Annotated in this window: 12 protein-coding genes and 1 pseudogene; 3 read left to right on the forward strand and 10 right to left on the reverse strand. The window is 63.9% G+C overall.

Annotated features, from left to right (window positions below; translation table 11 throughout):
- Positions 1–201: 201 nt before the first annotated feature.
- Positions 202–432, forward strand: a complete 231-nt coding sequence (locus AMK58_RS28150) for a hypothetical protein (RefSeq protein WP_059399769.1) — start codon at positions 202–204, stop codon at positions 430–432.
- Between the two features lie 113 nt (positions 433–545).
- Here AMK58_RS28150 and AMK58_RS28155 read toward each other — a convergent pair.
- From AMK58_RS28155 to arcD, 9 genes and pseudogenes are all read right to left on the reverse strand, one after another.
- A pseudogene (locus AMK58_RS28155) lies at positions 546–737 on the reverse strand (IS6 family transposase); the annotation flags it as partial.
- 539 nt (positions 738–1,276) lie between these two features.
- A complete protein-coding gene (locus AMK58_RS28160; RefSeq protein ID WP_059399771.1) occupies positions 1,277–1,819 on the reverse strand; it encodes a hypothetical protein in 543 nt (180 codons plus the stop codon).
- Between the two features lie 100 nt (positions 1,820–1,919).
- Entirely contained in the window at positions 1,920–2,942 is a 1,023-nt protein-coding gene (gene adhP / locus AMK58_RS28165; RefSeq protein WP_035681146.1) for an alcohol dehydrogenase AdhP, read from the reverse strand.
- Positions 2,943–3,075: 133 nt separating this feature from the next.
- Positions 3,076–4,299 carry a porin gene (locus tag AMK58_RS28170; RefSeq protein ID WP_059399772.1) on the reverse strand — a complete coding sequence of 408 codons (1,224 nt, stop codon included), beginning with the start codon at positions 4,297–4,299 and terminating at the stop codon, positions 3,076–3,078.
- 129 nt (positions 4,300–4,428) lie between these two features.
- Positions 4,429–5,934: a Na+/H+ antiporter NhaC family protein gene (locus tag AMK58_RS28175; protein WP_051140355.1), complete on the reverse strand. Its 1,506-nt coding sequence runs from the start codon at positions 5,932–5,934 to the stop codon at positions 4,429–4,431.
- A 43-nt stretch (positions 5,935–5,977) separates the two neighbouring features.
- Positions 5,978–6,931, reverse strand: a complete 954-nt coding sequence (arcC, locus tag AMK58_RS28180) for a carbamate kinase (RefSeq protein WP_059399773.1) — start codon at positions 6,929–6,931, stop codon at positions 5,978–5,980.
- 4 nt (positions 6,932–6,935) lie between these two features.
- Positions 6,936–7,940, reverse strand: coding sequence for an ornithine carbamoyltransferase (locus AMK58_RS28185; RefSeq protein WP_035675653.1), 1,005 nt, complete (start codon positions 7,938–7,940; stop codon positions 6,936–6,938).
- 47 nt (positions 7,941–7,987) lie between these two features.
- The gene (locus tag AMK58_RS28190) at positions 7,988–9,217 is read right to left on the reverse strand and encodes an arginine deiminase (RefSeq protein ID WP_035675654.1); all 1,230 of its coding nucleotides are present in this window, start codon (positions 9,215–9,217) and stop codon (positions 7,988–7,990) included.
- Between the two features lie 72 nt (positions 9,218–9,289).
- Entirely contained in the window at positions 9,290–10,780 is a 1,491-nt protein-coding gene (gene arcD / locus AMK58_RS28195) for an arginine-ornithine antiporter (RefSeq protein ID WP_196813142.1), read from the reverse strand.
- A 93-nt stretch (positions 10,781–10,873) separates the two neighbouring features.
- On the opposite strand from arcD, the gene AMK58_RS30755 reads away from it, so the two are divergent.
- The gene (locus AMK58_RS30755; RefSeq protein WP_146206583.1) at positions 10,874–11,146 is read left to right on the forward strand and encodes a hypothetical protein; all 273 of its coding nucleotides are present in this window, start codon (positions 10,874–10,876) and stop codon (positions 11,144–11,146) included.
- 255 nt (positions 11,147–11,401) lie between these two features.
- Here the strand turns inward: AMK58_RS30755 and AMK58_RS32000 are convergent, their stop codons facing one another.
- Positions 11,402–11,689, reverse strand: coding sequence for a hypothetical protein (locus tag AMK58_RS32000; RefSeq protein ID WP_051140356.1), 288 nt, complete (start codon positions 11,687–11,689; stop codon positions 11,402–11,404).
- A gap of 908 nt (positions 11,690–12,597) precedes the next feature.
- Between AMK58_RS32000 and AMK58_RS28205 the strand changes: the two genes are divergently transcribed.
- Entirely contained in the window at positions 12,598–14,475 is a 1,878-nt protein-coding gene (locus tag AMK58_RS28205; RefSeq protein ID WP_059399774.1) for a tetratricopeptide repeat protein, read from the forward strand.
- The last annotated feature ends 51 nt before the right edge of the window (positions 14,476–14,526 follow it).

Consider the following 14,526-nt stretch of genomic DNA (forward strand, 5'->3'; position numbering starts at 1 on the left):
CCGCGAACTCCGACGGAGAGAAACCAAAGGCCTCTCAGCTTCGCTCTTGCTCTCCAACCTTCTGGTTTCTATCGTCTCTCAGCGCCCCTGATAAAGACACACTGTCCCCCATCCGCCCGGATCACCGATGCCGCGCCTCCTCCCCCGCCCCGCCACCGCCGCCCGCCGGGACCCGCCGCGCCGTCCCTCCGGAGGAGGGCGGTGAGCCGGTGGCGCCCCGACGACGACGCCCTGCCGCCCCGCCGCGCCTGGGACGATGACGACGCCGAGGAGGACATGGACTGGCGGCCGCCGGTCGACGAGGAGTCGACGCCCGCGCCGCTGAGCGGAGCAACGCCGCCGCTGGTCGCCCCGGTCGCCGCCGCCACGGCGGCGCTGGTCCGCCTCGACGAGCGCCTCGCCCGCTCGCCGCCCGCTGTTGCTTTCTTCTGAAAATTTTCTTTGAAAAATCTGAGCGCCAAAGACATTGTTTTCTCAACACCAAAGCGACCCTCTCCCTCCGGAATCAATGGTTTAATCAGAGTTTTTTAAGGAAAGTTTCTAATAGCAAACTCACGACCGACCTTCAGCCCCCACTGGCGCACCGTCTCGTGGCTGACGGTGATGCCGCGCGCCGCCAGCAGCTCCTCGACCATCCGCAGACTGAGCGGAAAGCGGAAGTACAGCCAATCCGCCGTCGCAATGATCTCGGCTGGATAGCGAAAGCTGGCGTAGCGGGGATCGGGACGTGTCGTCATGCCATCCCATACCCCGCCTCCGTCGACCCGGGCAACTGAGTGATCAACAAGTTGACAGTGCCTGCGCCAGTACCTGTGGTTCGAACAGGCCGCTATGTCGCCCCATGAGGGTGACATGCTCAAAGTGCAGCCGATCCTCCGACGGCTCGTCGACGCCGCCTGCTACGCGCCGTAATCCCAATCACCCCGTACCGCTGCTGGATTTATGAACCGGCTCCTAGCCGAGACGGCAATTTTGTAATGCGCAAAGTCGAACTATCGCAGAAGAGGAACAACCATCGGTTTGTTCTCGAGAGAACGAACATCACTATTATAGCCAAAAATTAGATATCCAGCAATGGCTATCAATCCCACGGCAGCAGTGATCTTTATTGCCAGGATGACGAGGCATTTGTATTGGGCTCTTTCCATTGGCTTCCTGCGGCTGTGCATCATGTTCATTATCCTGAGAGAGCTGGATATTTTTTGCGACGCGAGGAGCCCGAACGTTCTCAACTTTTCTTGATCTGCGAACGCCGAAGTCCGTTCGGTCCATGCCGTTAACGCCGACCACCCAACCTACCGCCACCCAACCTACCGCCACCCACCCTGCCTCCACCAAAGCTGCCGCGATCAAACGAGCCGGTCCGGGCTCCTGCACCACTGCGATCCAGGCCACCGCCGGATCCTGCCGGGAAACGCGATGGCCCGGCCGCGGCAGGCGTCACGGAACGGAGCGTCCCATCGCGGACGCGGGTCTGCATGCTTGAAACCACCTGTTGTCGCTTCTCCGCATCCAAGCCGCTCCATGCTTGTTGCACGCGCGCACGCTCGTCGGTGCTGAGAGCGTTCCACCGGTCACGAATCTGCTGCTTCTCCTCGGGTGAGAGCGTATCCCATTTCTGCTTGAGCGCGGCCTTCTGCTCGTCGGTCAACCCGGCGAGGAAGTCCACGTCACCCTCATCATAGTAGTAGACCCAATCGTCATCATAGAACGGGTAGCCCCAAGGGTCGTTCACATAAGCAACGCTCCCCGATCCGGCACAGCCGGCCAGGACGACGACCCCCAGTGCTCCCGCCAGAAACCCGCGTCGCGACCACATGCCGATCGCTCCCTTGTTTGCAGGTTGAAACAACGTAAGTCTTGGTCGAAATCACGGGCGTGCTGCCGATCGCATGGATTGGCTGTCATTTGGTGATTTTTTACATCCGCATGACCACCCGCCCGTCAATCTCGTTGTTGCGCATCCGGCTGAACACGTCGTTGATGTTGTCCAAGTGCTCGACCGAATAGTGAACCTTCACCTTGCCGTCGCCGGCGAACTGGAGGCATTCGGCGAGGTCCAACCGTGTACCGACGATCGATCCGCGGATCGTCTTCCGCATCAGAACCGTGCTGAAGATGTCCAGTTCGAACGATCCGGGCGGCAGGCCGACGAGGGCCATGGTGCCGCGCTTGGCGAGCATGCCGAGAGCCTGGTTGAAGGCATGTCGGGACACGGCGGTGACGAGCACGCCCTGGGCGCCACCGCACAAAGCCTTGACCTCGGCGACCGGATCGGTCGTCTTCGCGTTGATCGCGGCGTCCGCGCCCATGGCACGGGCGAGCGCCAGCTTTTCGTCGGAAATGTCGACGGCGATCACGTCGAGCCCCATGGCCTTCGCGTACTGCACGGCGATGTGGCCGAGCCCGCCGATGCCGGAGATCACAACCGTGTCGCCGGGCTTGGTGTCGGTTTCCTTCAGGCCCTTGTAAACGGTTACGCCGGCGCACAGGATCGGGGCGGCCATTTCCCAGTCAAGCCTGTCCGGCAGGTGCCCGACATAGTTGGGGTCCGCGAGCGTGTACTCCGCGAAGCCGCCGTTGACGGAATAGCCGGTGTTCTGCTGCAGGTCGCACAAGGTTTCCCAACCGGCGAGACACTGCCGGCAGTGCCCGCAGGCCGTGTGCAGCCAGGGAACGCCGACCCGGTCGCCCTCCTTCACCGCGGTTACGCCGGCGCCCACCGCGGCAACGGTGCCGACGCCCTCATGGCCTGGAATGAAGGGCGGGTTCGGCTTCACCGGCCAGTCGCCGTCGGCCGCGTGCAGGTCGGTGTGGCAGACACCCGAGGCTTCGATCTTGACCAGGATCTGGCCCGGACCGACCTCCGGCACCGGAACCTCTTCGATCGACAGCGGCATTTTGAATTGGCGGACCACAGCCGCTTTCATCATTTTTGCCATGATTCCCTCTCTTGCCGTGGCTTTCATATGGATGTTGAGCGTATCCCGTATGGTGGCGACGCCGTTGCCGGACATTTCGGCGCTTTTCGGTTCAACGCTCCACGCTGGATCAGATTTTCCGCTCCTTCGAAGGTCAGAACGCCAGAACCGTGCGAAGCACAATGACGTGAGCCTTGTCATCCGGCGAGCCCGTGGCCGCGGTCTCGGGGCGATCGCTGTTGGCGAGCACATAGTCGTATTGGGCGTTCACGGTCAGGCCCGAAGCAACGGTGTAACCGGCACCAACCTCGTAGACCTTCACCCGCCGGCTGCCCGGGTCGACCATGGAGCCGGGGTCGACGCCGTACTTGTAATTCGCACCCACGACGATGGCTCCGGCGGTGTACTGAACACCCGCGGTCCAGTTGTACATATCATCCGCGAAGAAACCCGGACGCTTGTTCTGGCCCGATTTGCCGAAGCTGGTGTAACTGCCGCCGACGGCGAAGCCGGCATAACCGACTTGGGCACCAAGCTGCCAAGCGTTCAGGTCGCGGAAGGAGTCCGCGGCCACCGTGCTGTCCGAGGACGTGCCCCAGAAATAGCCGGCACTGGCCTTGACGTCGAAGCCGAAGACGTTGCCGTCATAGTTCGCGCCAACCTCGACCAGATCGGTGAAGGAGTTGGTGACGCCCTGGTTGGCGATGGCGGAAGACGCTTTCGACCGGTTGACGTCCTGATTGAAGGAGTCGTTGCGCGGGGTGTAGCTGGCACCGAACTGCACGCCGGCAAAGCGCGGGGAGAAGTAGACGATCTTCGTTGCGTTGGCGTCCGGTGTCAGCGACGGCCACAGGATGCTGGCGGCGTTCACGGCTTCGGCAACCCCACCGAGCACGTCGGCTCCCTGATACCGTCCATTCGCCGGGTTGATGGACTGTCCGGCCGTCGTCGGGCCGACCCAGTTCGTCACCTGATCGAGATCGATGATGCTGGTCGGCAGATAGTCGCCCGGCGTCGAGATGAAGGTCTCATCGTTGAAGGAGTTGGACACGCCGAGGCGCACCTCGCCAAGCCTGCCCTGTGCGAAGATGAAGGCACGGTCGGCGTTGACGCCGGTGTCGGAACCGGCGGCGCGGATGCGGATGCGCCCGCCATACTCCAGGCCGTTGTCCGCTTTGGCGACCGGCGTGATGTGCACGCGGAAGCGGTTGCGAAACTCGGTGGAACGCAGACCGGAGTCAAGGTCCTGATTGACGAAGCCGGCTTCGAAGAAGGCATCGCCACCGATTTTTATCTCGTACTTGGCCTGGGCATTGGTTTCCCCGGCGCCCATTGCCAGTACAGCGGCAGCGCAGCCTGCCAGAAAACAGCGGTTCATGATTGTCCCCTCCATCCTGGCAGTGATCACTTCACGCGTTGAGCCAAAAGACGGAACCACTGCCAACCCGCGCCAAGCAGACGTGGCGACCACGACCGGGATCGGACGACACCATCATGCGAAGGCTCGTCAGCCTTGCAGCGGCGGTGCGTCGCCCGGAGGCGTTTCGATAGTCGTTCTCCACACCCGCAGACCGGAGACAGCGAAGAGAATCGTCACCAAGGGATTGAGAATGTTGAAGAAGCAATACATGGCGAAGCCGGTCGCCGACACGCCGAGCGCTGCCGCCATGTAGGCTCCGCAACTGTTCCAGGGGATCAGCGGTGAGGTCACCGTCGCCGAATCGCCGACGACGCGCGAGAGCAGCACGGGAGCAAGACCCCTCTTCGCAAATTCCGCCTTGAACAACCGGCCCGGCAGGGCGATCGAAATATACTGGTCCGAGGTGACGATGTTGGCGCCGATGCAGGTCGCGACCACGGTTGCCACGAGCCCGCCGACGGACCTCATCCGATGGATCACCGGGTCGATCAAGCGATTGAGGAGCCCGGCATGCTCCACCGTCGCGCCGAACGACAGCGCGGTGATAATCAGCCATACCGTGTTCATCATGCTGGACATGCCGCCCCGCGTCAGGATGACGTCGAGGGACTCGTTGCCGCTGTGCGCGACGTAGCCGTTGGCGAGCGCCATCCACACCCCCTTCAGCATGGCGACGGCGGCCGGCAGCTCCGGTGCGGCGGCGAAGGCGACGACGCGCGTCGGCTCCAGGACGACCGCCAGAAACCCGCCCGCCAGAGCGCCGAAGAAGATCGTGATGAAGGGCGGAAACCGGGCGATCGACAGGCCGAGGACCAGGAGCAGGGGCGTGAAGGCCCAGAGCGACACCGTGAAGTGGCTTTCGATGCCGGACATCATGGCGGTCGCGTCGAAATCGCCGGGCGCCCCCAGCATGCCGAAGAGAAGGATGGCGACGAGCAGCGCCGGAACCGAGGTGAACAGCGATTCCCGGATGTGCTCGTAAATCCCGGACCCCGTCACCGCGGTCGCCAGATTGGCGGTGTCGGACAGCGGGGAGGCCTTGTCGCCGAAATAGGCGCCGGAGATCACCGCGCCGGCCGTGATTTCCGGCGACAGGTTCATGCTGGCCGCCACCCCCATCAGGCCGATGCCGATGGTGCCCGCCACAGTCCAGGAGCTTCCGATGCTGAAGCCGACCAGAGCGCAGATGATTGCAGTCGTCGCGTAGAAATAGTGGGGACTGAGGATCTGGAGGCCGTAATAGACCATCGCCACGATGGTGCCGCTGAGCGCCCAGGTCCCGATCAGCGCGCCCACCGCCAGCAGGATCATGATGGCCGCGAGCCCGGTCGCGATGCCGTCGACCACGGCTTGGCGCACCCCGTCCCAGGGCATCCCGTTCTTGTAGGCGATCCCCGCCGCGATGATCCCGGAGAACAGCAGCGCCACCTGGTTCGGCCCGGCGGAGGCATCCTTGCCGAACAGGAGGTAGGACAACGCGAGCAGGGCGATGAGGGCGATCATCGGAAGCAAGGCGTCAAGCAGGGTGGGCCGGCGCGCCTCCCGCTTTTCTCCAGCCGCTGTTGGGATATGGTTCGAGACGTGGTTCGCCATGGTCGCAGCCCCCTTTTCCGGATCGCCGCCCCAATCAGGCCGCCTACCCGTGCCAACTTGTCGTCGTGAAGGCGTTGTCAATCAGCGTGCCCTTCTCGCCGCGCACGATCGCCGGAATGTCGGCGAGCGCCCCGATCGCCGCGGTTCGCCCCGTCGCCGTCGCGAACCGGCAGGCGGCGTCCACCTTCGGCCCCATGGACCCGGCCGGGAACGTGTGCCGGCCCATCGCCTCGGGGCTCGCGCGGTGGATGGCCCGCGCGTCCGGCGTTCCCCAGCCGAGGAACACGGCCTCGGCGTCGGTCGCCATGATGAGGAGGTCGGCACCCAACTCGCGCGCCAGCAGCTCCGAGCAAAGGTCCTTGTCGATCACCGCCTCGACGCCGACCAGCGTGCGTTCCTTGCCCGGCTGGTGCAAGGCCGGCTGGTACATGGTGGGTATCCCGCCGCCGCCGGCGCAGATCACGATGGTTCCCTGATCCAGCAGCCAGCGGATCGGCCGGATCTCGAAGATGCGCTTGGGGGCCGGCGACGGCACGACCCGCCGCCAGGACGCGCCGTCCGGCTTGAACACCCACCCCTTCTCGGCCGCGATGCGCTCGGCCTCGGCAGCCCCATAGACCGGCCCGACGAACTTGGTCGGGTCGTTGAAGGCCGGGTCGTCGCCGTCGACCTCCACCATGGTCAGCAGCGTGGCGAAAGGCACTTCAAACGGCAGCAGGTTGCCCAGCTCCTGCTCGATCATATAGCCGATCATGCCCTCGGTCTCGGCCCCCAGGACGTCCAGCGGATAAGCCTCGTCCGGCCGGTAGGCGGCGCCCTGAAGCGCCAGAAGCCCGACCTGTGGCCCGTTTCCGTGGCTGATCACGAGCTGATGCTCCCGGGCGACGGGGGCCATGGCCTCAGCGGCGATGCGGATGTTGCGGCGCTGAACGTCGGCGGTCATCGGCTCGCCGCGTTTCAACAGAGCGTTGCCCCCCAAAGCGACGACGACGCGCATGACCTCATTCCCCCAGCGTGGCGACGAGAAGCGCCTTGATCGTGTGCATGCGGTTCTCCGCCTGTTCGAAGGCGATGTTCGCCTCCGATTCAAAGACCTCGTTGGTCACCTCGAGCCCATTGGGCATCCCGTAGTCCTCGGCGATCTGCCGGCCGAGCGTCGTCTCGCTGTCGTGGAAGGCCGGCAGGCAGTGCATGAACTTGACCTGAGGGTTGCCGCTTGCCGCCATCAGTTCCGGGTTGACCTGATAGGGCTTCAGCAGCGCGATCCGCTCCCGCCAGACGTCCTTGGGCTCGCCCATCGAAACCCAGACGTCGGTGTGGATGAAATCGACCCCGGCCACCGCTTCGGCGGTGTCGCTGGTGATGGTCAGCCGTGCGCCGGACGCCGCCGCGAGCCGGTGGGCGATGGCGGTGTACTCCTCCGACGGCCACAGGCTCTGCGGTCCGCAGATGCGTACGTTCATGCCCATCAGGCAGCCGACGATCATCAGCGAATGGCCCATGTTGGACCGGGTGTCGCCGACATAGGCGTACGTGATGTCGGTGATCGGCTTGTCGCTGTGCTCGCGCATCGTCATGACGTCGGCGAGCATCTGGGTCGGGTGGTATTCGTCGGTGAGGCCGTTGTAGACCGGTACACCCGCGTACTTCGCCAGCTGCTCCACGCCGCCCTGCGCGGCGCCGCGGTACTCGATGGCGTCGTACATCCGGCCGAGGACGCGCGCGGTGTCCTTGAAGGACTCCTTGTGGCCGATCTGCGAGCCGGCGGGATCGAGGTAGGTGACGTTGGCGCCCTGGTCGTGGCAGGCGACCTCGAAGGCGCAGCGGGTCCGCGTCGACGTCTTTTCGAAGATCAGGCAGATCTCCTTGCCGCGCAGGTGCTGCTGCTCGGTCCTGGCGTACTTCGCACGCTTGAGGTCGCGCGCGAGGTCGAGCACATAGCGGAACTCCCGCGGCGTGTAATCCTGGACGGTGAGCAGCGACCGGTTGCGCAGATTGAAGCTCATCTTTTCCTCCTGGGGTTCCCTCCGGGTTCGTTGTCCGCGGCGGGTCGTCAGTAGGCGGGTTCCCGCCAGATCGGGCAGGTCATGCAGTGGCCGCCGCCCCGTCCCCGGCCGAGTTCCGCCCCGCGGACGGTGATGACCTCGACGCCGGCCTTGCGCAGCAGCGTGTTAGTGTAGGTGTTGCGGTCGTAGGCCACGACCACGCCGGGTTCGAGGGCGACGACGTTGTTGCCGTCGTCCCACTGCTCGCGCTCCGCCTCGTAGGCGTTTCCGCCGGTTCCGACGACGCGGAGCCTGGAGTAGCCCAGCGCGTCGGCCACGACCTCCAGCAGCGGCCTCGCCTCGGGCCGCACCTCGAAGCGCCCTTCGTCGTCCAGGGGATAGGCGCTGTAGCAACGGATCTGGTCGACGACCTCCCGGAAGACCGTCACCAGATCGCGGTCACAGAACGAGAACACCGTGTCCAAATGCATGGCCGCGCGGCTTTTCGGCATCAGGCAGGCGATGACCCGGGATGCCGCGTTGTTGCGGAACAGCGCGCGGGTCACTTGGCCGACCGCCTGGCGGTTGGTGCGCTCCCCCATGCCGATGAGGACGATGCCCTTGCCGATCGGCATCACGTCGCCGCCCTCCAAGGAGGCGCCGGTGAAGTCCTCATCGGAGTCGCCCCACCAGATCGTGAAGCCGCCGTCCCGGAAGCGGGGGTGGAACTTGTAGACCGCACGCTGCAGCAGCGTCTCCGGCTTGCGGGCGGGCCAGAACATCGGGTTGCAGGTCACGCCGCTGTAAATCCAGCAGGACGGGTCCCGCTGGAACAGCGTGTTGGGGATCGGCGGCAGCACGAAATCGGTGCCGCCGAACGCCTCGTTCAGCAGCACGCTCACGGTGTTGTCCGGCAGGTCCGATATGGCGATACCACCGATGAGATGGACGGCGAGTTCCCTGGACGGCATCTCGTCCAGCCAGGGGCGCATGACCTCCACGGCGGCGACCCCGACGGTGTTGGCGGTGACGCGGCGGTCGAGCACGAACCTGCGCGCCTGCGGATCGTCGAGCGTTTGCGCCAGCAGATCGTGCAGGTCCAGCACCTCGACCCCGCGCTCCTCCATCTTCAGCACGAGGTCGTGGTGGTCCTTCTGCGCCTCGTGCACCCAGATGACGTCGTCGAACAGAAGGTCGTGGCAGTTGCCGGGGGTGAGACGCTGGTGCGCCAGCGACGGCCGGCAAACCAGGACGGTCCGCAGCTTGCCGACTTCCGAATGCACGCCGACTTCAGACATGACGCATCTCCCTGCTTCGATGGCCCGGAATTCCGCACACGGGCCTTGTTGTCGTGTGCCATCACGCGGCCATCACAGTGGGCTGATCCTGCCGGTCCACATGAGCCAGGCGGCGAGCACGGCGAGGATGACGATGACCGCCGCGATGGCCACCTCAACGCCCGTGAAGGCGCGCTCCCCGTGCTCGCTTCGGGCCCGGACATAGATCAGGATTCCGGGTGCGAAGAGGACCGCGCACATCAGCAGGTACTGAAGGCCGGCCGCGTAAACGAGCCACAGGCCGTAGGCCGTCGCCAAGGCACCGACCAGGATGCCCTTCGTCCGTGATTCGGCACCGTAGCCCTCGCCGGTCAAGGCCAGTTTCAACGCGTAGGCACCGGACAGGACGTAGGGGGGGAGAATCGCGACCGAGGCGATGAAGTAGAAGAACTGGTACGCGCTGCGCGAAAAGAAGCTGAGCGCGAGGAAGAGCTGGATCAGGAGATTGGTCGCCCAGAGCGCGTTCACGGGCGACCCGTTGGCGTTCTCCGCGGCGAACCATTTCGGGAAAGTCCCGTCGCGGCCGCAGGTGTAGGGAATCTCCGCACACAGCAGCGTCCAGGAGAGGAAGGCGCCGCCGACCGAGATCACCAAGCCGATGTTGATCAGGGCGGCGCCCCACGGGCCGACGAGGGACTCGAACACGCCCGCCATGGACGGCACCTTGAGGTCGGCGAGTTCGGGTTGCCGCAGGACGCCCGTCGCCAGCAGCGAGACCAGCACGTAGATTCCCAGCGCGCCGACGAAGCCGATCACGGTCGCCCGTCCGACGTCGGAGCGGCGGGCCGCGCGGGCGGAATAGACGCTGGCGCCCTCGATGCCGATGAACACCCACAGAGTCACCAGCATGGTGCTCTTCACCTGCTCCATGACCGAACCGAGGCCGCCCGTACCGGACCCGGCGCCGGTTCCCCAGAAATCCACCGTGAAGCGATCCCAATGGAAGCCGACGATGGCCACCAGGACGAACAGGAACAGCGGCACCAGCTTGGCGATCGAGGTGACGACGTTCACGAAGGCCGCCTGTTTGATGCCACTGAGCACGAGCGCGTGGATCAGCCACAGGCACAGCGACGCGCCGACGATGGAAGGCAGGTTGTTGCCGTCGCCGAAGATGGGGAAGAAGTGGGACAGGGCCGAGAAGATGGCCACCGCATAGGCCACGTTTCCAAGAAAGGCGCTCAGCCAATAGCCCCAGGCGCTGTTGAAGCCGACGAACGGTCCGAAGCCGGCCTTGGCATAGGCGTAGGGGCCTGCGTTCAGGTTCGGTTTGCGCACGGCCAGGTTTTGGTACACGAAGGCGAGCATCATCATGCCGATGCCGGTGATCATCCAGCCGATCAGGATGGCGCCGGGCGACGCACCTTTGGACATGTCCGATGGAAGATTGAAAACGCCGCCGCCGATCATCGAGCCGACAACGAGCGCAACGAGTGGGAGCAAGGTCAGCTTGTCCGACTTCTGGGTCTGCGCCACGCCAGCGTTTTTCACCGACACGAGATCGTTCACGTCAGCCGTCGTCATCGCCGTCTCTCCGCTGTCCTCGTCTCCCTACCGTCAGGATTGGCTCCAATGAGGCGGGGCTCTTCTGCTCCAGTGTCTACGGGTCACAATCCGTTGGATGGCCTTGAACCGTTGGATGGCCTTGAAGGGATGGTGGCCAGGAACGGTAAGTCCCAAATTCAATCATTCGGCGAGCCGTTACATAAGTTCGATACGGTTTCCACGTCACCTCAACATCGCTTGGCCGCTACCGAGGACGCTGATGGAACAGAAGAAATTGTTATCGCTCTTTTGATAGAGCGCGTTACGGTATCCCAACCAACAATTTCAATGGCTTTAGAGAGAAAGCTCGCGCATGAAGCTGTTTGTTTTGCAGATGCGAAATAAACTTGACCGCTCGTTCCCCGCTTAGGATTGGGCGATTTTACTTTTCGCTGATCACCAAGCTACGATGAAACAGTCACATCGGCAGAACGCACATAGGATGAATCCAGGCTGGCTTTGTCACGCGCGGAAAGTCCAGAGCCTTCAACGGAGGTACGTCGCTACTGCCGCAACCTGCCAGACGACCATCGCCTGCGCCCGAGCGATGCGCAAGGTACGGCGGGAGATCAGATGAGGCTGGACATTGAAGCACGGTTTTCAGAACCCAACGAGGCGAACCGCGACAACAAAGATGCAGGCTGCGGAGAGCAGTGCATCGACGATGGCCCCCGACCCGTCATGGCGGCGATCCAGGCGTCTGTTGGCGAGCAACCAAACATTGGCGTGCTCAACGACACAGCGGACTTGGCCGAGGCCGGAGCCGTGCGGCTGGCCGATCTTGCGGATGATCGGTTGGATGCCGTCACGCAGGCAGAGCCAGCGGTTGTCGGCGCTGTCGCATCCGACGTCGGCGTAGAGGCGGGCGATGCTGGCGCAGACCACCATGGCAACCGGAGCAGGTCGGGGAAGAGTCTGGCATCGTGAACGTTCGCCGCGGAGGGCAACGCCGCCAGCGGAAGCCCATCCGTAGAGACGACCACGTGATACTTGGTATGAACCGCGCCGGGATTCCCGGAGGCCGGCGCGGTTTACAGCCAATTGCTAGTTTGGGCTGGGTTTCGGTTGCGGCAGGCGTAAGTTGCCGACGATGGCCGGCCCGAACTTTCTCACCCACTGATGCACCGTCTCGAAGGACGCATTGACTCAGGGTTCCGCTCGAAGTTCTTCGACACTCCGGTAACTCAAGATGAATCAAAAACACATCCAGATCGCATGCAGAATGATCAAAAGTAGGAATTGGTGGTGGGCATACAAGAGTGGAGGCATCCTGCGCGGTTATCGGCATGACCGACAGGCCGTTACGAGGGATGTAGCGATGCCCATAATAGCTAAATGGATCGGCATCGCGTGCCATACAAATAGGTGGCATCTGTCACTCTATTCGAAGTAATGTGACTAGTTCGTGGTAGGAATTCATTATGCCGTTAGCGATCATTCCATTCACCATTCTCTCTGGCTAAACTGACTACAGTCATTGTTCAGGTAAAATTTAGAAAATTATTGCGTTCTATTAGCGATCTAATTTCTCTATATGTCAAAATAATTTAACGCTGCTTTGTGTCGTGCGTCTCGAGATCATGACGTCTACTGCTTCCAGCGCTTGGCCCCAGCGCCTGGCTAATGTAGAGCGTCCCGGCATGGACAGCATGGTGTAGCAACCCCTTGCCCTGTGGGCACAGCTGCCGGATGGACTTAGAGTGCCGATCAAAACCTCCCATGGGCCAAGCTAAATCAATGGCTTAGGGCTTGGAAACCGAGGTTTTGATCCGCACTTTTGACGGAAGGAGAGAGCCGTGCTTCCCACCTCCGACGAACCACAGAGCACCGATTTACCCGCGTCCACCATCACGGCACCGCTCATCGATGCGGCGCTGGCGCGCGTGCTGGCCAGCCGCAGCCTGCGCGGTTCCGCCCGTGGCCGCCGCTTTCTGCAGTTCATCGTGCAGGAGGCCCTGGCCGGGCGCGCCAATCGCATCAAGGCCTACACCATCGCCATGGACGTGTTCGACCGCGACGCCAGCTTCGACCCGCTGCTCGATCCGGTGGTCCGCATCCAGGCGGGCCGTCTTCGCCGCGCCTTGGAACACTATTATCTGACCGAAGGCGCCGCCGACCCTCTGCGCATCGCCATTCCCAAAGGCGGCTACGTTCCCCGGTTCTCCCTGGTGCCGGTCACTGCCGGAGCCGACCTTCCAGACGAAGCCTCCGGCCCGGCGCCGGTGCCAACCCGTGACGGGCTGGACCCACCCCGCGCGCCGCTGTTCCTCGGACGCCCTATCAACCATCCGCTCCGCTGGCTGGCCGTCGCGGCCACAGTCGTGCTTCTGGCCGTGGTCGGCCTGGGGCTCTTCGCCGGGTGGCGCGGCATCGCCCCCGACCCGTCGAAGAACGCCCTGGAGCGCGCCGCGGAGCCGGCCACGACACAACGAGCGGTGCGCGGCCCGGCCCTGTTGGTTCTGCCGTTCACCAACGGCTCCGGCAATCCGACGCTCGACCTCGTCGCCGACGGCATCACCGAGGATCTCGTCACGGCGCTTATCCGCTTCGATGATTTTCTGGTCTTCGGTGCCGACACCAGCTTCCGCTACCCTTCGGCGCCGGCCCTGCGCGAGGCCGTGCCGACCACCCGCGTCGACTATTTGCTGAAGGGCAGCGTCGCTCAAACCGGTGATTACATCCAGGTCACGGCCACGCTGATCGCGGCCAAGGATCACCGCTACCTGTGGTCGGACAGTTTCCGTCGCGCCGTCACGCCGACCAGGCTGTTGGATCTGCGCCACGACATCGCCGTCCAGGTCGCCCGCACCCTGGCGCAATCGGACGGCGTGATCGAACGCGAGGAGGCGCGGTTGAACGAACAGCACGCGCCACAGGACCTGTCGTCCTACGCCTGCCTTCTGCGCACCCGTCAATATTGGCGCCAGCTCAGCGCCGCCCTCCATGCCGAGGTGCGGGATTGTCTTGAACGGACGACCAGGAACGACCCCGGCTACCCGGAAGCCTGGGCGGCGCTCGCCATGGTCACCATCGACGAAGCCCGGCTCGGCTTCAACACCGGTCCGGCGCCCAGCAATCCGGTCGATGACGGGCTGCAACTGGCCGAGCGCGCGGTGTCGCTGGCTCCGGACAGCGCGTTTTCCCATCAGGCACTCGGGCTTGCCTGGTGGATGCGCCGCGAGCCGCAGCGCAGCATCGCCGCGTACGAACGGGCGCTCGCGCTCAACCCGAACGACAGCGCGATCCTCGCCGACCTGGGGCGTTGCTACAGCCTGACCGGTGACTGGGAGCGCGGAATTCCGCTGATCCGCGAGGCCTTCACGCGCAACCCGGCGCAGCCGAGCTGGTACCGCATCGTGATCGCCACCTATCATTACGTGAACGGCCGCTACGACGAGGCGCTCGAGGAGATGCGGCGGGCCAATCTGGGGCGCGAGGTCATTCTCGGCCATGTCGCGCTGGCGATGATACACGGCCAGACCGGAAACCGGGCCGAGGCGGCGAAGGCGGTCTCCGAGATCCTGCGGCTCGACCCGAATTTCCCGGTCAAGGCGATCCCTGAATTCGAACGCCGCAACATCCACCCGAACATCATCGTCCGGATCGTTGACGGCTTGCGCAAGGCCGGTCTTGCCATTCCACCGCCGCAGATGGCCGACGGCGAAAGGCTCTGAGAGCCGTGATGCAACGGGGCGTTACTGTAGCATTCCCGAAAGCGGCCCCAT

The sequence above is a fragment of the Azospirillum brasilense genome, from assembly GCF_001315015.1.
GTDB lineage: Bacteria > Pseudomonadota > Alphaproteobacteria > Azospirillales > Azospirillaceae > Azospirillum > Azospirillum brasilense.